The sequence below is a fragment of the Kitasatospora sp. NPDC098663 genome, assembly GCF_044760075.1.
Taxonomy (GTDB): domain Bacteria; phylum Actinomycetota; class Actinomycetes; order Streptomycetales; family Streptomycetaceae; genus Kitasatospora.
Genome location: NZ_JBIWAP010000043.1, coordinates 56338 through 79154, shown reverse-complemented (window position 1 = coordinate 79154; position 22817 = coordinate 56338). Strand labels below are relative to the sequence as shown.

General features: G+C 72.2%; 20 protein-coding genes and 1 tRNA gene. 9 read left to right on the top strand and 12 right to left on the bottom strand.

All coding sequences use genetic code 11. The annotated features are described in order from the left end of the window. Positions 1-137: 137 nt before the first annotated feature. On the bottom strand, positions 138-1133 hold the full coding sequence (locus tag ACIQVZ_RS33840) for a hypothetical protein (RefSeq protein ID WP_350878889.1): 996 nt from the start codon (positions 1131-1133) through the stop codon (positions 138-140). 670 nt (positions 1134-1803) lie between these two features. Between ACIQVZ_RS33840 and ACIQVZ_RS33835 the strand changes: the two genes are divergently transcribed. Then, positions 1804-2463 carry a polysaccharide deacetylase family protein gene (locus ACIQVZ_RS33835; RefSeq protein ID WP_402455374.1) on the top strand — a complete coding sequence of 220 codons (660 nt, stop codon included), beginning with the start codon at positions 1804-1806 and terminating at the stop codon, positions 2461-2463. 107 nt (positions 2464-2570) lie between these two features. On the opposite strand, the gene ACIQVZ_RS33830 is transcribed toward ACIQVZ_RS33835, so the two are convergent. Further along, on the bottom strand, positions 2571-3383 hold the full coding sequence (locus ACIQVZ_RS33830) for a hypothetical protein (RefSeq protein ID WP_402455371.1): 813 nt from the start codon (positions 3381-3383) through the stop codon (positions 2571-2573). A gap of 194 nt (positions 3384-3577) precedes the next feature. Between ACIQVZ_RS33830 and ACIQVZ_RS33825 the strand changes: the two genes are divergently transcribed. Further along, a tRNA-Cys gene (locus ACIQVZ_RS33825) sits at positions 3578-3648 on the top strand. A gap of 191 nt (positions 3649-3839) precedes the next feature. Here ACIQVZ_RS33825 and ACIQVZ_RS33820 read toward each other — a convergent pair. Together ACIQVZ_RS33820 and ACIQVZ_RS33815 are read right to left on the bottom strand one after the other, a co-directional pair. After that, a complete protein-coding gene (locus tag ACIQVZ_RS33820) occupies positions 3840-4526 on the bottom strand; it encodes an esterase/lipase family protein (RefSeq protein ID WP_402455368.1) in 687 nt (228 codons plus the stop codon). A gap of 162 nt (positions 4527-4688) precedes the next feature. After that, a complete protein-coding gene (locus tag ACIQVZ_RS33815; RefSeq protein ID WP_402455366.1) occupies positions 4689-5246 on the bottom strand; it encodes a hypothetical protein in 558 nt (185 codons plus the stop codon). 162 nt (positions 5247-5408) lie between these two features. Here ACIQVZ_RS33815 and ACIQVZ_RS33810 point away from each other — a divergent pair, with 162 nt between their 5' ends. The 3 genes from ACIQVZ_RS33810 to ACIQVZ_RS33800 are packed head-to-tail and all read left to right on the top strand — an operon-like array spanning position 5409 to position 8218. Further along, complete coding sequence (locus ACIQVZ_RS33810; RefSeq protein ID WP_402455363.1) at positions 5409-5759, top strand: hypothetical protein; 351 nt, start codon at positions 5409-5411, stop codon at positions 5757-5759. A 48-nt stretch (positions 5760-5807) separates the two neighbouring features. Next, a complete protein-coding gene (locus tag ACIQVZ_RS33805; RefSeq protein ID WP_402455360.1) occupies positions 5808-6677 on the top strand; it encodes a glycerophosphodiester phosphodiesterase in 870 nt (289 codons plus the stop codon). Beyond that, on the top strand, positions 6674-8218 hold the full coding sequence (locus ACIQVZ_RS33800; RefSeq protein WP_402455357.1) for an MFS transporter: 1545 nt from the start codon (positions 6674-6676) through the stop codon (positions 8216-8218). Before ACIQVZ_RS33805 ends, ACIQVZ_RS33800 begins: the two co-directional genes overlap by 4 nt. Before the next feature lie 56 nt (positions 8219-8274). On the opposite strand, the gene ACIQVZ_RS33795 is transcribed toward ACIQVZ_RS33800, so the two are convergent. After that, entirely contained in the window at positions 8275-8940 is a 666-nt protein-coding gene (locus ACIQVZ_RS33795; RefSeq protein WP_402455354.1) for a TetR/AcrR family transcriptional regulator, read from the bottom strand. An 82-nt stretch (positions 8941-9022) separates the two neighbouring features. On the opposite strand from ACIQVZ_RS33795, the gene ACIQVZ_RS33790 reads away from it, so the two are divergent. Further along, positions 9023-9922, top strand: coding sequence for an alpha/beta fold hydrolase (locus ACIQVZ_RS33790; RefSeq protein WP_402455351.1), 900 nt, complete (start codon positions 9023-9025; stop codon positions 9920-9922). A gap of 124 nt (positions 9923-10046) precedes the next feature. On the opposite strand, the gene ACIQVZ_RS33785 is transcribed toward ACIQVZ_RS33790, so the two are convergent. Continuing rightward, complete coding sequence (locus ACIQVZ_RS33785) at positions 10047-11999, bottom strand: RICIN domain-containing protein (protein WP_402455349.1); 1953 nt, start codon at positions 11997-11999, stop codon at positions 10047-10049. 350 nt (positions 12000-12349) lie between these two features. On the opposite strand from ACIQVZ_RS33785, the gene ACIQVZ_RS33780 reads away from it, so the two are divergent. The 3 genes from ACIQVZ_RS33780 to ACIQVZ_RS33770 all read left to right on the top strand — a co-directional run bounded on the left by ACIQVZ_RS33780 (position 12350) and on the right by ACIQVZ_RS33770 (position 14549). Continuing rightward, the gene (locus ACIQVZ_RS33780; RefSeq protein WP_402455346.1) at positions 12350-12778 is read left to right on the top strand and encodes a hypothetical protein; all 429 of its coding nucleotides are present in this window, start codon (positions 12350-12352) and stop codon (positions 12776-12778) included. Positions 12779-12852: 74 nt separating this feature from the next. Then, a complete protein-coding gene (locus ACIQVZ_RS33775) occupies positions 12853-13761 on the top strand; it encodes a hypothetical protein (RefSeq protein ID WP_402455343.1) in 909 nt (302 codons plus the stop codon). 149 nt (positions 13762-13910) lie between these two features. Next, entirely contained in the window at positions 13911-14549 is a 639-nt protein-coding gene (locus tag ACIQVZ_RS33770; RefSeq protein WP_402455341.1) for a flavin reductase family protein, read from the top strand. 20 nt (positions 14550-14569) lie between these two features. Here the strand turns inward: ACIQVZ_RS33770 and ACIQVZ_RS33765 are convergent, their stop codons facing one another. From ACIQVZ_RS33765 to ACIQVZ_RS33740, 6 genes are all read right to left on the bottom strand, one after another. After that, complete coding sequence (locus ACIQVZ_RS33765; RefSeq protein WP_402455338.1) at positions 14570-14980, bottom strand: hypothetical protein; 411 nt, start codon at positions 14978-14980, stop codon at positions 14570-14572. Positions 14981-15421: 441 nt separating this feature from the next. Continuing rightward, entirely contained in the window at positions 15422-15829 is a 408-nt protein-coding gene (locus ACIQVZ_RS33760; protein WP_402455335.1) for a hypothetical protein, read from the bottom strand. A 5-nt stretch (positions 15830-15834) separates the two neighbouring features. Next, positions 15835-18372 carry a penicillin acylase family protein gene (locus tag ACIQVZ_RS33755; RefSeq protein WP_402455332.1) on the bottom strand — a complete coding sequence of 846 codons (2538 nt, stop codon included), beginning with the start codon at positions 18370-18372 and terminating at the stop codon, positions 15835-15837. A gap of 108 nt (positions 18373-18480) precedes the next feature. Further along, entirely contained in the window at positions 18481-19776 is a 1296-nt protein-coding gene (locus tag ACIQVZ_RS33750) for an acetyl-CoA carboxylase biotin carboxylase subunit family protein (RefSeq protein ID WP_402455329.1), read from the bottom strand. A 1-nt stretch (position 19777) separates the two neighbouring features. After that, positions 19778-20980, bottom strand: coding sequence for an argininosuccinate synthase-related protein (locus ACIQVZ_RS33745; protein ID WP_387817080.1), 1203 nt, complete (start codon positions 20978-20980; stop codon positions 19778-19780). Next, positions 20977-22797, bottom strand: a complete 1821-nt coding sequence (locus tag ACIQVZ_RS33740; RefSeq protein WP_402455327.1) for a non-ribosomal peptide synthetase — start codon at positions 22795-22797, stop codon at positions 20977-20979. Before ACIQVZ_RS33740 ends, ACIQVZ_RS33745 begins: the two co-directional genes overlap by 4 nt. Positions 22798-22817 lie beyond the last annotated feature (20 nt).

The following is a 22817-nucleotide window of genomic DNA, read 5'->3' as shown; positions in this document are numbered from 1 at the left end:
GGTGGGGGGGGGGGGGGGGGGGGGGGGGGGGGGGGGGGGGGGGGGGGGGGGGGGGGGGGGGGGGGGGGGGGGGGGGGGGGGGGCCCCCCCCCCCCCACTCCGCGGGCTCCGGTAGGACCTCAGGTCCCGGTAGGGCCTCAGTACTGACGGGACTGCTTCCAGAAGACGTACCCGCCCCAGGCCGTCGCGACCAGGTAGGCGCGGTAGGCGTCCATGATGAGCCGCGGCCCGTACGGCGAGGTGAAACTGTTGGACTCGCGCACCCAGCTGCCGCGCGCGCCGGTGTCCGAGATGTCCTCCATGTGCAGCAGGCCCGTCCCCTGCTCCCGGACGGCGACCTGGCCCCAGCCGTTGGGCGTGATGCCGATGGCCGGCTGCGAGTCGGTGAGGACGCCGTCGAGGATCGAACGCCCGTACCACTGCTGGGACTGGTAGTTCGCGCGAATGACGTTCACCCGGTTGTCCGTGCCCCGGTAGGCCAGCAGGATGTGGTTGTTGTTGGGGCTGAAGGCCAGCGACGGCGAGGAGTCGCTGGTGGCGCCGAAGGTGCGGAGCGGGGCGTCCCAGTAGTTGCCCGGGATGTTGAAGGTCATGCCCCAGATCTCGTTGCTGTTGGCACCGTGGTAGGCCATGTAGACGTTGTTGTGGGGCAGGGCGACGGCGGCCACGGGGCGGCCGTCGTTCGTCCGGGCGTCGTTCCCGACCTGGCGCCAGTCGCCGATCTGCAGGTACCGCTGGCCGTTGTTCGCCACGTTCACCCTGAGGACGCTGAAGAAGATGAACCCGTTCGTGCCGGTGTGGAACAGCATGAACTGCGTCCCGCCCACGTAGACGACCTGCGGGCTGGCGTTGGTCTGGCCGGCGAGCGTCATCGGCCGCCCGTGGTCGAGCGACAGGTACATGTTGGCGTTGTCGGCCCCGCGCCACACCTGGATGAGGTCACTGTTGTCGGCGCGTGCCTCGCCCATGATGCCGCTCGCCGCGACGGGGACGTTGTCCTCGATCTCGTTGGCCCACCTGGTGCTCTCACCGGGCGCCACGGCGTACGCCGAGGAGTTCGAGAACATCAGGACGGCGAGCGCGGTCGTCACGGTGACGGCGGCCAGGCGCCACCTGGTGCGTACGGAGTTCATGGGGATTCCTCGGAAGATCAACCCGTGGGGACGGGGGAGTGGGGACGGGAGGCCGGGGCGATGGGCGTTCCGGCCGTCGAAACCACAGTGATCCACTCGGCGCATACGCGGCATCAGTCATCTGACTGTCAAGTGTTCAACAGTCATGAGTGGGAAGCACGGCCGCCGACGTCCTGCGGCACTGTCGGTCACAGCAGCGGGCGGATCCGGATAATCGCTGGTCACGCCGGCATCTGTCGCGCGTGTGCGGGCCTCGTCAGCCGCCCTGCGGGCGACAGCCGCACGACGGGAATCGCCTCCGCAGGCGCCGCGCGGGTCCGGGCCGCGCTCGCTGCCGCCAGAGCCGCCGCATGGGCACCGGCCGCCGTCGCGGCCGGGTGAAACGCCGGCCGGTTCCGGACGGGGCGGAACCGGTATTCGGGCGGTGCGGGCCGGGCACTCGTCGGCGACTTCTGGGCTGGCATCCGGGTGAAATGGGGCGGAGTCGCCTGGCGCGAATGGAAGCCGGGTACGACGCTGCCAGAATGCAATTTCCCTGAAGGCCACCTGCACAGGCGGTACCGCCGGACAGCTGGAGCAGAACATGCGAATCATTCGACCACGCAACAGTCCGGAAGAAGCGGCCGATGGAGGTGCGGGGCGTTTTCCGTGGACGCTGATGTACCACTCGGTGGCGTCAACGAGTGAGGATCCCTATCTGATTACCGTCGACCCCGCGCGCTTTCGCCGCCAGCTGCGCTGGCTGTCCGCCCGCGGGCTGCGCGGGGTGTCGGTCGGCGCCCTGATGCGCTCGCACCGGGGCGGCAGCGCGGCGGGCATGGTGGGGCTGAGTTTCGACGACGGGTACCGCGACTTCGTGGAGGAGGCGATGCCCGCACTGGCCGAGTACGGCTTCACGGCGACGGTCTACGTGGTGGCCGACCGGCTGGGCGGATACAACGACTGGGATCGGCAGGGCCCGCGCAAGCCGCTGATGACGGCGTGCCAGGTCCACGAGGCCGCCGCCGCCGGGCTGGAGATCGGCTCGCACGGGCTGACGCACCGGCGGCTGGCGGGGCTGGGCGCGCGGGAGCTGGCGGCCCAGGTCGCCGACAGCCGCCGCGTGCTGGAGGACCTCACGGGGCAGGCGGTCGAAGGGTTCTGCTACCCGTACGGTTCGCTCGACGCCGCCGCGGTGGAGGCGGTGGCGCAGGCCGGCTACGGGTACGGGTGCGCGGTCAGCCCCGGGGTCCACAGCGGGGTGTACGCGCTTCCCCGCTGCTACGTCGGTGACCGGGACGGGCCGCTGCACCTGGCCGCGAAGCTGGTGCGTGACCGCTGGCGGCGCTGACGGCCGGTGAGGACCTGCCGGTGAGGACCTGCCGGTGACGAAAACCTGCCGGGCACCGCGGAGTGCGGTGCCCGGCAGGTCGGCGGTCGGAGGGCGGTGGCGGGAGGTCAGTGGGCGGTGGCGGCGGGTTCGAGATGCAGCCAGGACTCGTGCCACAGCAGGGCGCAGCGGCGGTCGCAGCCGGTGGCGAGGGGTTCGCCGCCGCAGCGCAGGCCGTTGAGGATGAACCAGCGGCCCTTGGTGGGGTGCTGCCACCAGGCGAGGGAGCGGTGGCGCAGTTCGGTGGCGCTGTGGCGGGTGTCGGCGTGGAGCTCCATGCCCGGCTGGAAGGGGACGCCGTCCAGCCGCCCGTCGGGGTCGAGGGTGGCGTGGATCTCCGGGAGGCTGCGCACGGTCGCCCAGAGTGCGGCGGGCCGGGCGGCGGGGACCGGCGCGGGGGCGGGCTCCAGCCATTCGTCGCGGAACAGCAGGGCGCAGTCCAGTCCGCAGCCCTGGGCCCCGTCGGCGCCGTGGCAGGTGGCGCCGGCCAGGGCGACGGTGCCGGACAGGCGCCGCACCCGGTAGTGGTCGTCGATCATGCGGCGCACGATGCGTTCGACCTGGTACACGCCGCCGCAGAACGACCACTGGCTGCGGGTGAACCACAGGCCGCGGTGGCGGTCCTTGGCGTCGAGGGTGGCGCGCACCGTGGCCTCGTCCTTCACCCGGACCCAGTCCCCCTCGGTGAAGCGGGAGGGCCGGCCGGGCGTCGGGACGGCGGCGCGGCGCTCACGCAGGCCTTCGCGGACGATCCGGGCGCGGCGCACGACACCGAGAGGGGGAAGGTCGCGCAGGGGGAGGCTCTTGTACTGGCACCGGTTCGCAGCGGTTCCGCAGCGCAGCTCCGTGGTGCGGGTGAACCGTGATTCCTCGACGGCCATCAGTGAAATCCCATCGGGTCGGAGATATCGGCACAGGCTAGCGCACCGCGACTTTTCCGTGGTGGCCCGACGGCCCCTGTCGACACCATGTCGAGAGAAATAGCACTAGACGCATTAAGGGTCTTATGGAGTGAAAGCTCGGCGTTGCCGAGGAATCCCCGTTCATGCTCGTGTAATGTTTCCCTCGTTGCCGCGGTGGAGTGGCTGAGTGGCGAGGCGACGGCTTGCAGGGCCGTTTAGATGGGTTCGATTCCTATCTCCACCTTTTTCATTTCGGTGATTTCGCCCGAATTGTTGGCCCAGGGATTGTCCGGGTTCGCGCGCTGATTCATGCTGTGCTCGTCGCACTGTTGTCGCGCCGTTGCCGCGCCGTTGTTGCGGCAGGACCGGCCACCGCGCCGGGGATCCGTACACGGCGGGTGGCCGGCGGTGCCGGGGTGATGGCGTGGCCGTGTGTCAGCCGGCCAGGATCGCGGTGACCTTGTCGAGGACGCCGGGGTTCGTCAGGAAGTCGTTGTGCTTCAGGCCGTCCGTCTCGATGTTGGTGGCGCCGTTCAGCTTGGTGCTGGTGGTGGGGGAGATCTGCTCGTCCTCGGGGGACCAGAAGGTCGTGTACCGGGTGGGGCCCGGGGTCTCGGTGTCCTGGTTGAGGTGGCTGATGACCCACGAGTTGGGCGTCATGTCCTTGCAGCCCTGGTCCCAGAGGGCACAGAGGTAGCCGAGGGACGTGCCGTGGTTGGGGCCGGCCAGGGAGATCCAGTTCGCGACCTTCTGGTTGCCGCCGTCGAACTTGATGTACCAGCGGCTCGGCAGGCTGCCCAGGCTGTGGGCGACGATGTTCACCTCGGCCGCGCCCGTCCGGCTCAGCACGTTGTCGACGTACCGGGTCAGTTCGCCGGCCAGGACCTCGTTGGTCGACCGGGAGGTGTCGTAGCTCCAGGCGAAGGCCGGGACGTCCTTCGAGCGGAGGCCGGTCATCAGGGTGCCCCATACTCCGGGGTCCGCGTTGCGGCCGTGGATGAGGATGACGGGGAGGTGAGCGGTGTCCGCGTGGGCCGGGACGGCGGCCCCCGGTCCGGTCAGCAGGGCCGCGGTTATGGCGGCGGTCAAGGCGGTTGCGGCGGCGGTGGTGGGGCGACGCATGGGTGCTCCGGGGTTCGTCGGCGGATGGACGGCACGGATCGCGGGGGCGCCCGCAGGATGGCGGGCGCCCCCGTGTCGCGCCAAGCGCATCATCGGTGACGGGGTGCCGAATGGGCGGAGAGCGTTCGACCTTCACTCGATCGGGTGATTTGTGGGCGCGGGTCAGTCCTCGGCCCGGACCTCGACGGCCGTGCGGATGTCCCGGGCGCGCTCGGCCAGTTCCGGTGGGGAGCTCTCGCCGGTGCTGTCGACGACGATGCCGACCGTGCTGCCGTCCGCCCACACGCAGGTGGTCTCGGACGTGGACGGGTAGGTGAGCACCGCACACTCGAACGCGCCGCCGAGGGGCCCTGTCGGATAGTCCTGGCGTTCCGTCACCGTGTCGTCGAACACGTCCGAGGCCGCCAGCCGTCCGAAGTACTTGTCCAGTTCCCGCTGGGGCTCCGCGAAGGCCCCGGTCAGGCCGACCAGCAGCAGCGTGGTCTTGGACGATCCGGTCGTGCCGTAACCGCCCACCGCCAGCTCCCGGTACGGGCTCAGCGCCCTGATCCGCTGCTGGTAGCCGGCGCGTGCCGTCTGGACCGAACCGTCGTCCGGGAGATGGACCTGGTCCCCGATCCGGTCCTGCAGCGCGATCCGGTGCCGCGGCGGGGCGCCGGCGCCGGTCACGGCGGCCACCACCAGCGCGGTCAGGAGGCCTACGGTCAGCGCCGCCGCCACTGCGCCCTCCGGGTCCAGAGCCCGGTGCTCTCCTGCTGAGCTACACGTCGATGGGCGTGAGCCTAGGTGTCAGGTCGGCGGCGGTGCAACGCACTTTCGCCGCCTCCGCCGGGCTCGCGGCGTAGCCTGGCCGTTCTTGGTGTCTTGACGGGGGGAGCCGTCGTGTCGATCGAGTTCGTTCGCCGCCTGGACGGTCTGGTGTACCACTTCCACGCGGACGGCGTGTTCAACGGCAGGCCGTCGTACAGGCGGGTGGACCTGGAGGTGTGGTGCCGGTGGCTGCCGGAGCGGGGCTGGTGCACCGTCGGTGCCGACGGGGCCGCCAACTCCGGGCCGCTGGCGGGGCGGACGGACGACCATGAGCCGCTCCCTCCGCTCGGCCCCTGGCGCAGTTGGAAGGCCGGCAAGTCGTACCTCTACGATCTGCGCCACGTCGACGATCCGGGCGGTAGCGGTACTGCTGGTGCTGATGGCACTGATGGGACTACTGGCGTTACCGGCGTTACTGCTTGACAGGGTGCGTAATACTGTAACGCGCATCCCAGCAGCTCGGAGCACCACATGCACCCCTTCCTCGACCACCCCGGGCCGCTCGCCTTCGCGCACCGGGGCGGTGACCTCGGCCACCCCGAGAACTCGCTCGCCGCCTTCGCGGCCGCCGTCGCCCTCGGGTACCGCTACCTCGAAACGGACGTTCACGCCACCCGCGACGGCGTGCTGGTGGCCTTTCACGACACCCGCCTCGACCGGGTCACCGACCGCACCGGGGCGGTGGCCGACCTGCCCTGGGACACCGTCAGGCAGGCCCGGATCGGCGGCACCGAGCCCGTGCCGCTGCTGGAGGACCTGCTCGACGCGTTCCCCCGGGCCCGCTTCAACGTCGACGTCAAGGCGGCGGCCGCCGTCGGGCCGCTGGTCGAGACGATCCGCCGGACCGGCGCCTGGGACCGGGTCTGCGTCGGCGGTTTCTCCGACAGCCGCCTCGCCGCCGTCCGCGCCGCCGCGGGCCCCCGGCTGGCGACCTCGCTCGGCCCGCGCGAGGTGGCCCGGCTGCGGCTGCGTTCGCTGGTCGGGCCGCTGCTGCGGGGGCGTGGGGCGCGGTCCGGGTCGCTGTCCGCAGGGGCGGGGTCCGGGGCGCCGTTCGCCGGGGCGGGGTCCGGGGCGCCGTTCGCCGGGGTGTGCGCGCAGGTGCCCGAGCGGCACCGGGGCGTCCGGGTGGTCGACCGGGCCTTCGTACGCGCCGCCCACCGCCTCGGCCTCCAGGTTCACGTCTGGACTGTGGACGATCCCACACGGATCAGGGCTCTCCTCGGCCTCGGTGTGGATGGCATCATGGCCGATCGCATAGACGTCCTGCGGGACGTCCTCGGCGAGCGCGGCTGCTGGAGTGACGGCAGCCCCGGTTCCAGCACGGTGACGGGATCCCCATGACGAGCACCACGGACAACCTGCCGGACCGCCTCCCGGACGATCTGCCGGACGGCCCGCCGGAGCGCGAGGCGGCCGCCGCCGACGACAGCGCCCTGCGCCGGATACGGTTCGGCTGGTACATCAACGACTGGGCCAACGCCGCCTTCTCGGCCACCGTCCTGACGGTGTTCCTCGGGCCGTACCTGACGACCGTCGCCAAGAACGCCGCCGACGCGGCCGGCGACGTGCACCCGTTCGGACTGTCGGTGTGCGCCGGATCGTTCTTCCCGTACACGGTCTCCTTCTCCGTGCTGCTCTCGGTCGCGGCGATGCTGCTGACCGGCACGGTCGCGGACCGCACCGGGCGGCACAAGGAGCTGATGTGCGGCTTCGCCTACGTCGGCGCGGTCGCCACGATGGGGATGTTCCTCCTCGACGGCGACCGCTACCTCCTCGGCGGCGCACTGCTGGTGGTCGCCAACATCGCGTACGCGGTGTCGGTCGCCCTCTCCTACGCCTACCTCCCCGGCCTGGCCACCCCCGACGAGCGCGACGCGGTCTCCTCCAAGGGCTGGGCCTACGGCTACGCGGGCGGCGGACTGCTGCTGATCGCCAACCTGGCGCTGTTCCAGGGCCACGACGCGCTCGGCCTGTCCTCCGGCACCGCCGTGCGGATCTGCCTGGCCTCGGCCGGCCTGTGGTGGGCGCTGTTCACGATCGTCCCGATGCTGCGGCTGCCCTCCCGGGCGGGCGCGGCCCCCGACCGCACCCCGGTCGTGTCCGGCCGCACCCCGGGTGCGCAGGACCAGCCCTCCGCCACGCCGGACCGGCCCGTCGCCACGCAGGACCAGCCCTCCGCCACGCCGGACCGGCCCGTCGCCACGCAGGACCAGCCCTCCGCCACGCCGGACCGGCCCGCCGCCGGCAGCCTGCGCGAACTCGCCCGCACCCTGCGCGGGATGCGCCAGTACCCGCTCACGCTGCTCTACCTGGGCGCCTTCCTCTGCTACAACGACGGCATCCAGACCGTCGTCTCCCAGGCCTCGCTCTACGGCAGCGAGGAACTCGGCATGGACCAGACCTCGTTGGTCGCCGCCGTGCTCCTCGTCCAGATCGTGGCGATCGGCGGCGCGCTGCTCCTCGGCCGGATCGCCCGCCGCTACGGCGCCAAGCGGACCGTCCTCGGATCCCTGGTCGGCTGGGTGGCCACCCTCGCCCTCGGGTACCTGATGCCCGCCCACCAGCCCGTCTGGTTCTTCGCCCTGGCCTGCATGATCGGCCTGGTGCTCGGCGGCAGCCAGGCGCTCTCGCGCTCGCTGTTCTCCCACCTCATCCCGGCGGGCCGGGAAGCCGAGTACTTCAGCGTCTACAAGGTCAGTGACCGCGGCACCAGTTGGATGGGCCCGCTGGTCTTCGGCCTCGCCTACCAGATCACCGGCAGCTACCGCTCGGCGATCATCTCCCTGCTGGTCTTCTTCCTCATCGGCTTCGTCCTCCTGCTGAAGGTCCCCGTCCGCCGCGCCATCGAGGCCGTCGGCAATCCCGTTCCCGAACGGCTCTGACGCCCCCGGCCCGGCCGCGCCCACGGCTGGCGGCTGCTTCCGCCGCCGTCGAGGGCTTACGAGCCGGTGAAGAGCCGGCCGAGGTGGTAGTGCAGGACCGCCACCGCGTCGTCCGCCGTCCGCTGGCCGAGGAGGACGCTCAGGCCCAGGCCGGCGGAGGCCGCCAGGAGGACGACGGCCTCCTGGCGGGCGTCCATGCGCGGATCGGTGTCCCCGGCCTGCCGGGCGGCGGTCAACTGGCCGACCAGGAAGTCCTCCATCTCGTCGGGCGCCGCGAGGAACGACTGCCCGGCGAGTGCGGGGTCGGTGATGGAGAGCACCGCGTACTCGGTGTAGACGAGGTGGAAGGTCCGGCTCTCCTCGTCCGTCGGCACGGACTCCAGCAGGACCGCCTCGACGATGTCGCGCGGTGACGCCGAGGGCCCGGCCGCCCCGGCGCGGTCCCGGGCCCGTGCCTGGGTCCGTCCCTGGACCCGTTCCTGGATCCGTCCTTGGACCCGTTCCTGGATCCGTTCGCCCATCCGCGCGGCCAGGCGGGTGAGCGCCGCGAGCAGCAACTGCTCCTTGGTGTCGAAGTAGTACTGCACGAGCCGCACCGAGACACCCGCCTCGATCGCGACGGACCGCATGGTGACGGCGTGCAGCCCGGTGTCCGCCGCCGTGCGCAGCAGGGCGTCGATGATGTGGGCCCGCCGCTCCTCGTGATCCACCAGCTTCGGCATCGGCTTCCTTCCAGACGTTTTTATGGTACAAACATACCATCAAGCGCTGCTGTTTCGTGCATTCCGAGCACCGGGAGGGACCATGACCAGGACCAGCGTCGGACACTTCGTCAGCGAGAAAGCCCGAACGAAGTTCCTTGAGGCCTACGACCGCGCGATGGAGCTGTGGCCGGCCCCCCGCCGGGAACTCGACGTCGAAACCAGCTACGGCACCGTCCACGTCCACCACTACGGACCCGAAACCGGCGAACCGATCGTGCTGCTGCACGGCCACGCCGGACACCCGTCCAACTGGTACCCGCAGATCGCCGCCCTGGGCGAACACCACCCGGTCTACGCGATCGACACGCTCGACGACCCCGGCCGCAGCGTCCAACGCGCCGTCGCGGCCGGCTCCGAGGAGAACGCGGCCTGGCTCGGCGAGGTCTTCGCCGGCCTCGGACTCGACCGCATCCACCTGGTCGGCCTCTCCTACGGCGGGTGGCTGACCCTCAACCAGGCCATCCACGCACCCGAACGCCTCGCGTCGATCGCACCGATGGACCCCGGCGGCATCGAGAAGGTCCCCGCCCGGTTCTACGCCCACATGATCGGCGGCCTGTTCGGCATGCTCGCCCCACGGCCGCTGCGCCCCGCGCTCGGGCGCCTGCTCGCCAACCCTGCACTCAGCTCGCCGCCCGAGATGATCGCCCCCCTGATGCTCGGCATGCGCGGCTACAAGCCCAACACCCGGCCCGCCGCCAGGCCGTTCACCGACGAGGAACTTCGCTCCATCCGCCTGCCCACCCTCGTCCTGCTGGGCAAGCGCAGCGCCCTGCTCCGCCCGCGCCACGTCCTCCAGCGGGTCACCGCACTGATCCCGGGAGTCCGGGCCGAGATCGTGCAACGGGCCGGCCACGGCCTCAACCTGGAACGCCCCGACCTGGTCAACGAACACCTGCTGCAGTTCATCACCTCCTCCCGGCAGCAGACCCGGAACTGACGAGAGGCCCCTGCCGCCGGGTGCGCGCACCCGGAGCTCGGCCGGGGCCCGAGAACCCGCAGAAGGGCTGCCCTCGTCGGGGCGGCCCTTCTGCCTGCCGTGCGGGCCGGTGGGGACTGCTCCGCTACCGGCGCGGGCCGTAGCTCCAGTAGTGGTCCGGGTAGTTTCCGCACGGGTACTGCATCAGTGGGGCGCGCGGGGCGGTGCTGCCGTAGGTGACGGCGAGGCACTGGTGGCTGTTGCCGTTGACGAAGCGGATGCCTTTCGGCCACTTCTCGATTCTCCAGGACTGCCCGGGGTCGTTCTTGCACGTGGACTGGATCACCCGGGCGTCGGCCTCGGTGCTGGAGTCCTGGACCGCGAGGCACAGGGCGCTGTTGTAGCTGACGAGCCGGTAGTAGGTGTTGCCTTCGGCGTCCGTGAAGGTCTTCTGGCTCTCCCAGAAGTGGTCGGGGTAGTCCCCGCAGGGGAACTGCTGGGCTTCCTGGCCTTCCTCCCGGGTGCCGCCGGATGTGGCCACGCACTGCAGGCTGTTGCCGTTCTTGATGGAGACGGGCCCCGTCGGCGGGACCATCGGGGTGCCGCCGAGCCGGTCGGGCGTCCAGGGTTCCGTCGTCGGCGGCGATACGGAGCCGGGCGGCGGCGAGGACTTCATGGGCGTGCGGTTCCCGTCCGAAGGGGAGGGGGCGACGGTTTCCGGCGGGGTGCCGGACCCCGCGGTGGGGGTCGGCGTACCGGCCGGTGCGGGTACCAGCGGCGCGCTCCCCGGTCCGGCGGTCCGAGGATCGGCCGGTGAGGCGGGCGGCGGGACGGCCGGCGGGACGGCCGGTGGGACGGCCGGTGAGGCGGTCGGTGAGATGGGCGGTGCGATGGGCGGTGGGGCGGTCGGCGGCGTACCGGGTGCCGACGGCGAGGGGCTGTCCCCGGCCGGTGCCGAGGGGCCTGCGCCCGCGCCGGCCGCCCGGGCGAGCGCGTCGACGGGGGCGGGCGCCGTGCCCAGCCGTAGGCCCACCAGCACTCCGGCCAACACCAGTGCCCCGGCCAGGAGCACCGCCGTCGCCCCCATGGCCGCACCGGTCCGGGCCGTACGACGCCGCCGCGCATCGGCGGGCCCTCCTCGCAGCGGCCCCACGAGCGGAGGCCCGATGACCGTGGGGCTGATGACCGCGGGGCCGGTGGGCGGGGGGCCGAGCGCGAGCGGGCTGGTCGGCGGGTTGTCCGGGGCCCGGACCAGTTCGCCGCGGACAATTCCGGACCCGGCCGCGGTGGGCCGGACCATCCGGCTCACCTCCCGGCACTGGTCGGCCAGTGCTTCCCGCACCTCCACGAGGTCGGCCTCCAAGCGCCGCAGCACCGGCAGGTGCGCCTGGACCCCGCCGTCCACCACCAGCTCCGCACCCGGCTGCTGACCACCGTCCTCCTGGGCCCGCGCCCGCTCCTGGTCGACCAGGAGCCCGACGGTGTCCTCCTCCCAGCCCGCCGTCCGCTGCGCCTGGCGCGCGTTCTCCCTGATGCGCCGCACCTCGGCCAGGCAGCGCGTCGCCTCCCGCAGCCGGGAGCGCCGCGACTGCGCCGCGTACCCGCCGTCCGACACCCGTCCGCCGGGAGCCGTCCCGTCCTCGGTGCCGGCGCTCAGCTCACCCCGCAGTTCGGCCACGATCGCCACCAGCACGCGGATCAGTTCCTCGGCCTGGGCCACGCCCGCCTCGGCCTGGCGCTGCGCCTGCCGGGCCCGTTCCAGGGCCTGCCGCGCGGCCGACCGCGCTTCCGCGTGCGAAGGGGCCGTCCCGGCCGCCGCCCGGCCGGCCTGCTCGTGCAGGGCGCGGGCGCGGACGAGCAACACCGTTCGGGCCTGCGGGTCCACCGCGCAGTCGTGGACCAGCCGTTCGAGCAGGTGCCACGGAATGTCCTTCTCCGCGGAGCGGTACTCGCTCCAACTGGTCTTGCCGGCCGGGTACCGCCGAGCGAGCTCGCGGACCGTGGCCCCGCCCGTCACCTCCCGTACGAACCGGGCCAGGGCGTTCGCCTGTTCCGTCTCTCCCTTGAGCTGTCCTTGCGGTCGTCCAGCACTACCCACCGTGCCTCCTGTCCTGTCCGACCCTTTGTCCGGTCCTGTCCGGCGGCCGAAGCGGGATTGTCCGCGGCTCACCTGGGCCGTATCGGTTTTTTGTTGATGGACAATCAAATTGACCCGCACGGTGGAGTCTCCATCGGATCTTCGGACACTTCAAGGTCCCGTGACGCGGCCCCCCACGGCGGCGTGCCGGACCGGGAACCCGAAGACGGAGCCGGGGGCCGGCGGCACCACCGCCACGAACGGGGGACGTGGCGGCACCGATGGACCGGCCCCTCGTACCCATCGCACCGAAACGCACCCGAGCCGGGATCCGGCCCGCCTCGGGGCGTTCGGACTCCAGGAGGAAGACCATGAAGACTCGACGCATCCTCACCACCCTGCTGCTCGCGGGGACGGCGGCCACCGCGACGCTGGCCGTGTCGCCCGCCGCGCAGGCCGCGCCGAACAACCCGAACTGCCTCGGCGCCAGGGCCTTCTGCCTCTGGTACAACGGCAACCAGAGCGGCTCGGTGGCCGGTTGGGACCTGAGCACCGGGTTCAAGGGCTTCGACAACCTCGCGAACGCCGGCGCGTTCCTGACGCCCGGCCCCGGACAGGGCACCGCGGTGAAGAACAACGCGGCCTCCGCCACCTACCAGTACCCGGGCCACTGCGTCGGCAGCGTCCAGGTGTTCTACAACGAGAACTGGTCCGGGCCCTCGGACCTCATTGTGGCCTGCGGCAACGGAAACCTGGTGAGGACGAAGAACGAGGACGCCTCGTTCCTCGTCAACGGCTGACCGCAGCAGCACCCCGCCGGGCCGTCCGACTGGTCGGACGGCCCGGCGGCGCAGAGATTCGAGGCCACGTCACCATGAACGCACCACGGCTCGCCGCCCCGCTCGTAGCTGTCGTCACCTGCTGCCTGTTGCTCGCCTCCTGCTCCACTTCCACGAGCGGAGGGGGCGCCACCGGTACGCCGCCCGCCGCCGCCGCCGTCACGTCGGAGGCCGTACCCGGGGTCACACCTGAGGTCACACCTGAGGTCACACCCGGCCCCGCCACCGACGGCCCCGCCGTCATCTCCCTGCCGCTGGACCCGTACTTCCTCCCGCCCGCCGACGAGGCCCGGCTGCACACCGCCCTGGACCGACTGGTCGCCGACTGCCTGCGAAGCGCCGGCCTCCAACCGCCCGCCCCGGCAGGCGTCCAGGCCCCCCTACTGGGCCGGTACGAACGGCGCTACGGTCTGACCAGCGCCACCGGCGCCCGCACCGTCGGCTACCACCTGCCCGACCACCCGGCCCCGACGCAGGCACCGCTCTCCCCGGCACAGACGAAGGCGCTCACCGGCCCGCAGGGCTGCCAGGAGTCCGCCGCGCGGCGGATCACCGGCACCACCGGCTACCCGGGAGACGCCTACGTGGTCCGGTCGGCCAACCAGGAGTCCTTCGAGCAGTCGGCGAAGACGCCGGAGGTCGTGGCCGTCGTCACCGCGTGGTCCCGGTGCATGAAGCGGGCGGGATACGACTACGCGACGCCGTTGCGGACCGGCACCTGGCCGTCCGAACGAGCCACCGGCGAGGAACGGACGACCGCCCTCGCGGACGTCGCCTGCAAACAGGAGACCGGGCTCGTCCGGATCTGGAACGAGGCCGAGACCGCCGTCCAGCGCACCCTGATCCAGCAGAACGCCACCGCGTTCGACGGCGTTCTGGCCGAACGGCGGCGCATGCTCAGCGAAGCGGACGCCGTCCTCGACCGCACCGAACCCGGACCGTAGCGGCGTCGCTGCCGCCGTCGACCGGGCGCGGCCGAAACGCGGTGTCGCATTTCCGCCAGCGCAGGTGTCTCGCCCACGAGAGAGTCGGCGACGGTTCGTGTTCCTGATCGCGGACCTGTTCGTCCAGCACTTCGCGAAAGGCACAGCGCATGCACGTCGTCCCCGGGCTCAAGGTCCTGTACTTCGGAACTCCGGTGGTGCTGATCAGCTCACTCAACGAGGACGGCACGGCGAACCTCGCGCCGATGTCCTCGGTGTGGTGGCTCGGCCAGTCCTGCATGCTCGGTCTCGGCAACAACGGCCAGACCACCGCGAACCTGCGGCGGGAAGGCGAGTGCGTGCTCAACCTGCCCTCGTCGGCGATGGTCGATGCCGTCGACCGGATCGCGCTCACCACCGGGAAGCCGGTCGTGGCGGACTACAAGGTGAAGCAGGGCTACCGGTACGAGCCGGACAAGTTCTCGGTCGCGCAGCTGACCGAGCAGGCGTCGGACCTGGTCCGGCCCCCCAGGGTCGCGGAATGCCCGGTCCAGCTGGAGTGCAAGGTCGTCTCGGCCCACCCCTTCGGCGGTCCCGAGCCGCACGCCACCGCCTTCGAGGTCGAGGTCCTTCGCGCCCATGTCGAGGAGAGCCTCGTCATCCCCGGGACGCACTACGTGGACCCGCTCGGCTGGGACCCGCTGATCATGAAGTTCTGCGAGTTCTTCGGCGGGGGAGGAAACGTTCACCCGTCGAGGCTCGCCGAGGGCTGGAACATGCCGCACCAGATCCAGTCGACGACCGTCTGAGCTGCTCTTCTGTTCGTCCCCTACCAGAGGGTGGCCGGCCCCGCGAGGACCCAGCCGGCGTCGGTGGGCTTGACCCAGAAGCTCAACGACACCTCGATGATCTGCGCGCGGTAGGTGATCTCGACGTAGAAACCGGTGCCCTCGTGGCCCCAGTGGAAGTCGGCGAGATCGAGTTCGCGGAGCCAGGACAAGTCCTGTTCCCACGCGTCGGCAGCAGGGTTGGCGCTCACCTCGCCCTCGCCCTGGTTCCTTTTCTCGTCGGCGTTCGCCTTGACCGAGCCGGCCCATAGCGACTTGAGCACGTGCCGGACCGAGGTGTGATCGACGAGTTCCTCGGCCTCGGGGATCCGGCCGGCTCGAAGCAGACTGAAGTAGCGACGGACGACCGCTTCGACGTCGGCTTTGGCAGGGCGCTCCGTCCAGATCCTCACCGTGGGATCTTAGGGGAGCGCCTGCGGATCCCGCCCTCAGCACGGGAAGTCGGCCGGTCCGACTTCCCGTGCTGCGAAAGCCCCGTGCGCGGGCTGCGGTTCTCCGCGCAGCTTCAGCGCGCCGGCCCGATCCCCTCCGGGAGAGCGGCCCAGGCGGGGGTATGTGTGAGTCGGGACTCGGGGGCGGGGTGTGACCAAGGACGAAGGTGTGGGCTGTCGGCCCCCTGGTGGAGGGGGCCGACAGCCTGCGCCGGGTGGCTTGGTCCTACTGGCCGAGGACTCGGGTCGCGGCCGGGGAGGGCTTCGATGCGGCGCAGGTTGGAGCCGATGGAGGCTTCGCCGAGGATGGCGAGGACGAGATCAGAACTGAGATCGCGGAACGGCGATGGCCCGGGCCGCTGAGGGGGCCGGGCCATCGTTTGTGTTGGTTGGTTGGGGGGGTCAGGGGGTGGGGTGGAGGGTGGCGGTGGTGGTGCGGGCCAGCCAGACGCCCAGGAGGGCTTGGAGGAGGCTGATCAGGAGGGTTGCGGTGATCATCAGGGAGGCGAGGGGCGGGAGGCCGGCGAGGGCGGCGAGGGTGCGGGCGGTGCCGGCCACGGCTTCGCCGGTGGCGGTGCGCCAGAGGAGGGGGGCGGCCCAGCCGGCGAGGGCGGCTGTGGTGGCGGTGAGGACGGCGGTGCGGGCTCGTTGGCCGCGCAGGGCGGTGACTGCGCCGAGGGCGAGGCCGCAGAGGAAGGGGAGGTACCAGAGGGACCAGAGGGAGCCGAGGGCTGTGACCACGGTGGCAAGGAGGGTGAGGAGGAGGGGGGAGAGGAGGAGGGCGGGGGCGGGGTGTCGGGGTTGCGTCATGGTGGTCAGGCTCCCGGTCGCAGGGTCCACACCTTGGTGGAGGCGGGTTGGTCGGCGGCCATCAGCAGCGGCGGGTTTCGGCCCTCCCACCAGTACGGGATGAAGTTCCGGTACCAGGGTGAGGCCGGGTTCTCGCTCTGGCCGCCGGGGTAGACGGCCTGGGCGGTGGCGGTGTTCGGGCCCTTCCAGTCGACGACCATGCGCCAGCTTGGGCCGAAGGTGGAGTTCATGCCGCCGTCGGCCGCGTTGACGGTCCAGCGGTCGCCCTCGGCGGGCTCGGGGCCGTAGCCGAGGGCTTCGGCTCCGGTGAGGGAGGGGATCTGCCGGGTGTGGACGCGGTCCCAGGTCCAGGTGGCGGGGTCGTTGCCGAGGTCCTGGGACAGTTCGGAGACGGCTTGGGCGAAGGCGGTGCGCATGGCGTCCGTCGCGGTGCGGGTCGGGCCGCCGGGGGAGGTGAAGGCCGGGTTGGTCGGGTCGTGCAGGGTCCAGGCTTCGAGGTTCTCGTCGAGGCTGGGGAGTGCGCTGGAGACCTTGAGGTACAGGCGGTCGCGTTCGACCGGCACCTTGGCGTGGTCCCACCAGGGCTGGAAGGTGGTCTCCAGGTAGTCGTTCCAGAAGGTCCACCAGATCGGTCCGCCGGCGACGCCGGGTTTCATGGTGTGGTCCCAGCGGTTCAGGACGTCGAGGGCGGCCTGTTGGCGGGGGTCGAGCTTCTGGTCGGCCAGGGCGGTCTTCAGGTGGGGCAGGATGACGGTGGCGAGGTAGTCCGTGACGTCGTTCTGCAGGGTGGTGAAGTCCGCGCTGGTCATCGCCTGGTGGCTCTCCAGGTACTGGTAGATCCGGTTGGCCCGGTAGCCGTTGTCGAAGGCGTTGAGGGTGGTGCCGATGTAGTACGGGTAGTCGGCGGAGACGGGGCGCTGGTTTGCCGTCGCGACCACGTGGTTCGGCGGGTTGTAGACCTGCGGGGTGGCGTCGAAGGGGATGGCGCCGACCACGTCGTACTCGCCGGTGCCGGGCAGCGGGAACCAGGGGTTGCCGCCCTTGGTCAGGGGGAAGTACCCGGCGGCGACCACGCCGATGTTGCCGCCGCCGTCGGCGTAGGCGAAGTTGAGCGTGGGGGCGTGCCAGTCGGCGAGCGCGGTGCGGAACTCCTGGTAGTCGCGGGCCTTGTTGACGGAGAGCAGGACGGCCAGGTCGGGGGAGGGGATGTTGCCCATCCAGCTGACCGAGGTGGTCTGCCCGGCCCGGGTCGGGACCGGTCCGTGCACGGTGAGGTCCACGGCGAGGTGTTCGGTGTCGCCGCCCCGGACCGGGATGGTGTACTCCACCCGCTGCATCGGGTGCCACGCGTTGTTCCAGAAGTACTGGCCGGGGTGGTCGGGGCTGGTCTGCTCGCTGTAGAAGACCGTCGACTGGTTCTGCCCGTCCGTCAGGGACCAGGAGATGTCGGCGTTGCGGCCGATCAGCACGCCGGGCATGCCGGCCATGCTGGCGCCGGTGACGTCGGTCTCCGGCGAGGACAGCGCGATCTGGTACCAGTACGAGGGCAGGGTCATCGGCAGGTGCGGGTCGCCGGCGAGCATCGCGTTGCCGCCCGCCACGGCCGGGCCGTTCGCCGCCCAGGCGTTGCTGTCCGGGAAGGTGTGGACCTGGGTGGCCGGGAGCGCGCGGATGGTGTCCAGCAGGGCGTGGGCCGCGGTCGCCTCCCCGGCGGTGTCGGGCTTCCCGGTGGGGGTGACGGGCGCGGGGCGCGGCTGCGACCGGTTGGCGGCGGCGGGGGTGTCGGGCCCGGCGGTGTTGACGTTCGCGGGCAGCGGCGCGATGCCGAGGTCGCGGTAGGGCCCGACGTCGTACGGCCGCTGGTCGTTGGGCGCGTGGACCGGGAACCAGTCCATGGTGCGCTCCTCGCCGAGGGACTCCCGGAAGATCGCGTAGTCCAGCGGGGTGCTGGTGAAGTCCATGCTCTGGGTGAGGAGTTCCTGGATGACCAGGCTGTCGACCGGCGTCCAGTCGGCCGGGTAGACCCCGGTGAGCGAGAAGATCGCCGGCCACTGCCCGTTGTGGCGCAGCTCGGAGATCCAGGCGTTGACCCCCCGGCTGTAGCTGGTGAGGGCGCGGCCCGCCGGGCTGTCGGGCGCGGTGGCGGCCCAGGTGGCCTCGGCGGTGCGCAGGAGTCCCATCTGGAGTTCGAAGCGGTCGGACTCGACGCTCCCGGGCCCGTTGAGTTCGGCCAGGCGTCCGCGCCCGGCGCGCCGCTCCAGGTCGAGCTGGGCGAGTCGGAAGCGGGCGTGCAGGTAGCCCTGGGCCTGGAACAGGTCGGTGTCGGAGGCGGCCTTGACGGTGGGGACGCCGTTGTCGTCGAAGGCGACCGTCACCGGCGCGTTCAGGCCCGCCAGGGTGAGGGTCTCGGTGTGCGGGAGTTCGGCGCCGGCGGCGGAGTCCCACGCCCCGGCCCCGGGGACGAGGGCGGTTCCGAGGGCGGGGACGGGCCCGATGCCCAGCGCGAGCAGCGCGAGGACGAGGCCGGAGACTACGGCTGCCACCGCCGCGTGGGTGGCTGTGCGTATGCGCCGCGGCAAGTTGACTCCAGGGGTGCGAGGTTGGGCGGGGCGAAGGGGACCGGGGTCGGGGCAGGGGGGCTCAGGGAGCCGTCAGGACCAGAAGTCGGCCATCGTGCGGTGGATGCCCTCGACGGTGACCCGGAGCTCGGGGTGTCCGGGGGCCGAGCCGTAGACCGTGCCGATCAGCCACTCGGTGCCGGCCCGCCAGTCGGCCCGCCAGGACGGGTCGATCCGGGCGTCCACCAGGTCCACCCCGGGGAGGTGCTGGAGGCCGTCGAGCACCTCGGCGGGGCCGGGGGCGAGGCCGTCGGCGGGCGGGGAGAGGAAGTACTGGAACGCCACCTTCGGGCAGTCCGTGCCCAGGGCGAGCACCGGCTCCGGCGGGTCGAACGCGCCGAGTGCCAGCCGGAGGGCGAGGGCGAGCAGGTCCGTCCCGGCGGAGCGCTTGAGGACGTCCGAGACGTGCCCGCCCAGGCGGCCGTTGACCTCGATCAGCCGCGGCCCGTCGGGGGTGAACTTGATCTCGGTGTGGGTGACGCCCTCGCGGATGCCGAGCGCCCGCAGCGCGCGCTGCTCCAGGGCCACGACCTCGTCGGCCAGGCCGGCGGGGAGCAGGGCCGGGGTGAAGTAGCCGGTCTCCCGGAACGGGGGAGCCAGTGGCAGCTTGCCGGTGACGGCGACGGTGCGGATCTCGCCGTCGCGGATCGCGGACTCGACCGAGACGTAGTCGCCCCAGAACTCCCCCACCACGGTGGGGTCGCTCACCAGGTACTCCTCCAGCACGAACACCGCCGGACTTGCCGCGCCTTCGGTGAACTCGGCGTACCGGTCGGCCAGTTCGGCGGCGCTGCGGACCAGGCAGGTGTCCACGCTGCCGGCGCCCGAGCGGGGCTTGAGGACGGCGGGCAGGCCGGTGGCGGCGAGGGCCGGGCCGAGGTCGGCGGCGGAGTGGACCGTCCGGCAGGCGGTGGCCTGTACGCCCGCCGCCGCCAGGGCCTCGCGCTGGCGGAACTTGTCGACCAGGACCTCCACGGTGGCCCGGTCGTGGAACGGCACGCCGCACCGCGCGGCCACGGCGGCCGCCGTCCGGAGCAGGTGGTCGCTGAAGGTGATCACTCCGGCGGCGCCGAACTCGGCGGCCCGGTCGCACAGTTGCTCCTCGGTCAGGCCGGCCGTGTCCACCACGGTGGCCGACTTCGGCAGCTGGGCCAGGTCGGCGGCCACCTTCGGGTCGCCGAGGTCGCCGAAGAAGACCGCCGTGCACAGCCGCCGCCCGGCGGTCAGGATCCCGCGCGCGGTGGCCGAGCCGCGGCCGTAGACGACCAGCAGCACCGGGGGCGCCGGGGGCGCCGTAAGGACCGGGGGCGTCGGGTTCGAGCCGCCCATGTCAGCGCTCCTGCGGCCGGCTCGGGCCGAACGCCGCGCGCTCGGCGGCGACGGACCGGTGCTCCCAGGCCTCCCGGTCGCGCAGGTAGAGCGGCCGGTCGGCGACGACGGCCCGGGTCTCGGCCGAGCCCGCCGAGAGCCGCCACCGCACCGAGCCGGTGACGTGCGCCGAGCAGACCTCGATGAACGCCTGGCTGGCCCGGCGCAGTTCGCCGAACCAGCGGCCCTCCAGCGCCTCGCGGACCCACAGCTGCTCCTGGTTCAGCTTCTCCCGCAGCAGTTCGGCGGAGAGGGTGGCCGTCTCCAGGTGGCGGCGCGAGCGCAGCAGCAGCCAGGCGGCGGGCATCTCGCGGATCTCCAGCACCTTCGGCCCGTGGCCCAGGTGTTCGAGCCCGCTGTACCGGCCGAGGCCGTGCGCGCCGACCAGGTGGTTGAGGGTGTCGATCAGCTCGGTCAGCGGCAGCCGGCGGCCGTCCACCGCGACCGGGCGGCCGGCCTCGAACGCGACCTCGACGGCCTCCGGGGCCTCGGCGGGGCGCAGCGCGCTCCACTGGTAGAGCCGCTCGGGCACGGCGTGGTCCTCGGGGTCGTCGAGGATCCCGGACTCGAACTCCCGGCACCACAGGTTGGAGTCGCCGCTGACCAGCCGCTCGCTCAGCTGCTCCAGGCCCGCTTCCTTGAGCTCGCGCATCTTCTGGTCCCGGTCCACCGGGTCCAGGTCGTACGGGCTGCCGTAGCGCCCGGCGAAGCCGAGCAGTTCGAGGGCGCCGTTGAGCCGGCGCAGGGTGTTCTGGGAGCGGTTGGCGGTGTGCAGCACGGTGGTGGCGCCGAGTTCGCGGGCGGTGTCGACGGCGACCTTGGCGATCAGCGGGCGGCTGAGGGAGGAGCTGACCGGGTGGGTGTCGAGGTAGACGGCGTGCGCGGCGATGGCCGGGCGGACGTAGTCCTCGGCGAACTCCTGCCGGCCGTCGACCAGGTGCAGCCGGATGCCGAGCCGGTCGGCGATCCGCTGCTTGTGCTCGCTGCTCTCGTCCTCGCCGAGGTCGACGCTGACCGCGTGGACGTTGCGGGCGCCGGCCCGGGCCAGGCGGTGCAGCAGGTAGCTGCTGTCCAGCCCGCCGCTGAACAGGGTGACGACGGGGGCCGACGGATCGCGGGCGATCGCGTCGAGCTCGCCGAAGGAACGGACGACCTGGGGAGTCACCGCGATCCCTCCGTTCCCTGCTCGGCCAGGGCGGCGGTGAAGGCCGTCACCGTGGGCTCGTCGTACATCAGGTGCATCGGGACCTCGACGCCGAGCAGCGCCTCCAGCTTGCGGGTGGCGCGGACCACCTTGAAGGAGTCCCCGCCGATCTCGAAGAAGTCGTCGTCCGGGCCGATGGCGGGCAGTCCGAGGACCTCGCACCAGACCGTGGTGACGGTGGCGGCCACGCCGTCGCCGGGCGGTGCTTGCGGTTCGTCGGTGACGGTGGGCAGGACGGTCCCGGCCCGTTCGGTCAGCAGGGCGCGGTCCAGCTTGCCGTTGGCGGTCAGCGGCATCGAGTCGACGGTGGCCAGCGACGCCGGGACCATGTACGAGGGCAGGGCGCCGCGCAGCGTCTCGCGCACGGCGGCGGTGACGCTCGCGGGCTCGGCGCCGGGTGCGAGCACCAGGAAGCCGACCAGCCGGGCGTCGCTGCCGCGGCCGTGGGCGACCACGGCCGCCTGCCGGACCTCGGGCACCCGCAGGGCGGCGGACTCGATCTCGCCCAGTTCGATGCGGTAGCCGCGGATCTTCACCTGGAGGTCGACCCGGCCCAGGAACTCCAGGCCGCCCACCGGGTGGGTGCGGACGAGGTCGCCCGAGCGGTAGAGCGGGCCGGGGCCGTCGCCGAGGTGGTCCGGGACGAAGCGCTCCGCGGTGAGCTCGGGCCGGTTGAGGTAGCCGAGGGCGAGGCCCTCGCCGCCGATGTAGAGCTCGCCGGGCTCGCCGTCCGGTACGGGCTTGCCGTCCTCGTCGAGGATCCACAGGGTGGTGTCCTCGATGGCCGGGCCGATGTAGACGGTGTCCAGGCCGGGGTCGCGCGGGGGCACCCAGGCGGTGCAGTAGATGGTGCACTCGCTCGGCCCGTAGAGGTTGGTCAGCGGCGCGGTGGACTGGGCGTGGAAGCGGCGGACCAGCTCGGGCGCGAGCGGCTCGCCGCCGGTGAGGACGCGCCGCAGGCCGTCGAAGCGCTCCTCGGGCCCGCGGGCCAGCAGGAACAGCTCCAGCAGCGAGACCACGCAGTAGAAGACGGTGATGTCGGCCGCGCGGATGGTCTCGGCGAGGTAGTCGGCGTCGCGCTGGCGGCCGGGGGCGGCGATGACGATGGTGGTGCCGGTGATCAGCGGCCAGTACACCTCGATCAGGAACATGTCGAAGCTGCACGCGGTGTGGTGCAGCATCCGGTCGTCCGGGCCGAGTCCGTGTCCGCGCTGGAGCGCCCGCAGGCGGGTGGTCACCGCGCGGTGCGGGATCAGCGAGGCCTTGGGCCTGCCGGTGGAGCCGGAGGTGTAGATGACGACCGCGGGCTGCTCGGCGAGGTCGGCCGCCGGCTCGAACGGGTCGGCCGGGCGGGCCGCCGCGCACTCGTCGACGGTGACGACCTCGGTGCCCGGCGACTCGGGGAAGCGGGAGCGCAGTTCGGGGGTGGTGATCAGCAGTCGGGGCGTGCAGTCGGCCAGCATGTCGAGGGTGCGGGCGACCGGGTCGTTGACGTCGAAGGCGACCTGGGCGGCGCCGGCCAGGACCACCCCGGCCACGGCGACCACGAAGTCGGCCGAGCGCTCCAGGTAGACCGCGACCCGCTCGCCCGGGCGCACGCCCCGCTCGCGCAGCAGCGAGGCGACCCGCACGGTGCGGTCCCTGAGCTCGCCCGCGAGCAGGACCCGGTCGCCGTCGACCACGGCGGGGTGCGCCGGGTCGGCCTCCCAGCGGGAGAGGAGCAGGGTGTCGAGCCGTCGTTCGCCGTCGTCGAGAATCGTGGCCGTAGGGCTAGCCATGGAGGTTGTGTCCAATCGGT

Coding starts and splice junctions, on each gene's coding strand:
- ACIQVZ_RS33795 (WP_402455354.1), bottom strand. CDS start 8,940: ATGCCGAAGCTGGTGGATCACGAGGAGCGGCGGGCCCACATCATCGAC.
- ACIQVZ_RS33740 (WP_402455327.1), bottom strand. CDS start 22,797: ATGGCTAGCCCTACGGCCACGATTCTCGACGACGGCGAACGACGGCTC.
- ACIQVZ_RS33840 (WP_350878889.1), bottom strand. CDS start 1,133: ATGAACTCCGTACGCACCAGGTGGCGCCTGGCCGCCGTCACCGTGACG.
- ACIQVZ_RS33820 (WP_402455368.1), bottom strand. CDS start 4,526: ATGCGTCGCCCCACCACCGCCGCCGCAACCGCCTTGACCGCCGCCATA.
- ACIQVZ_RS33770 (WP_402455341.1), top strand. CDS start 13,911: ATGCACGTCGTCCCCGGGCTCAAGGTCCTGTACTTCGGAACTCCGGTG.
- ACIQVZ_RS33775 (WP_402455343.1), top strand. CDS start 12,853: ATGAACGCACCACGGCTCGCCGCCCCGCTCGTAGCTGTCGTCACCTGC.
- ACIQVZ_RS33805 (WP_402455360.1), top strand. CDS start 5,808: ATGCACCCCTTCCTCGACCACCCCGGGCCGCTCGCCTTCGCGCACCGG.
- ACIQVZ_RS33790 (WP_402455351.1), top strand. CDS start 9,023: ATGACCAGGACCAGCGTCGGACACTTCGTCAGCGAGAAAGCCCGAACG.
- ACIQVZ_RS33830 (WP_402455371.1), bottom strand. CDS start 3,383: ATGGCCGTCGAGGAATCACGGTTCACCCGCACCACGGAGCTGCGCTGC.
- ACIQVZ_RS33760 (WP_402455335.1), bottom strand. CDS start 15,829: ATGACGCAACCCCGACACCCCGCCCCCGCCCTCCTCCTCTCCCCCCTC.
- ACIQVZ_RS33780 (WP_402455346.1), top strand. CDS start 12,350: ATGAAGACTCGACGCATCCTCACCACCCTGCTGCTCGCGGGGACGGCG.
- ACIQVZ_RS33750 (WP_402455329.1), bottom strand. CDS start 19,776: ATGGGCGGCTCGAACCCGACGCCCCCGGTCCTTACGGCGCCCCCGGCG.
- ACIQVZ_RS33800 (WP_402455357.1), top strand. CDS start 6,674: ATGACGAGCACCACGGACAACCTGCCGGACCGCCTCCCGGACGATCTG.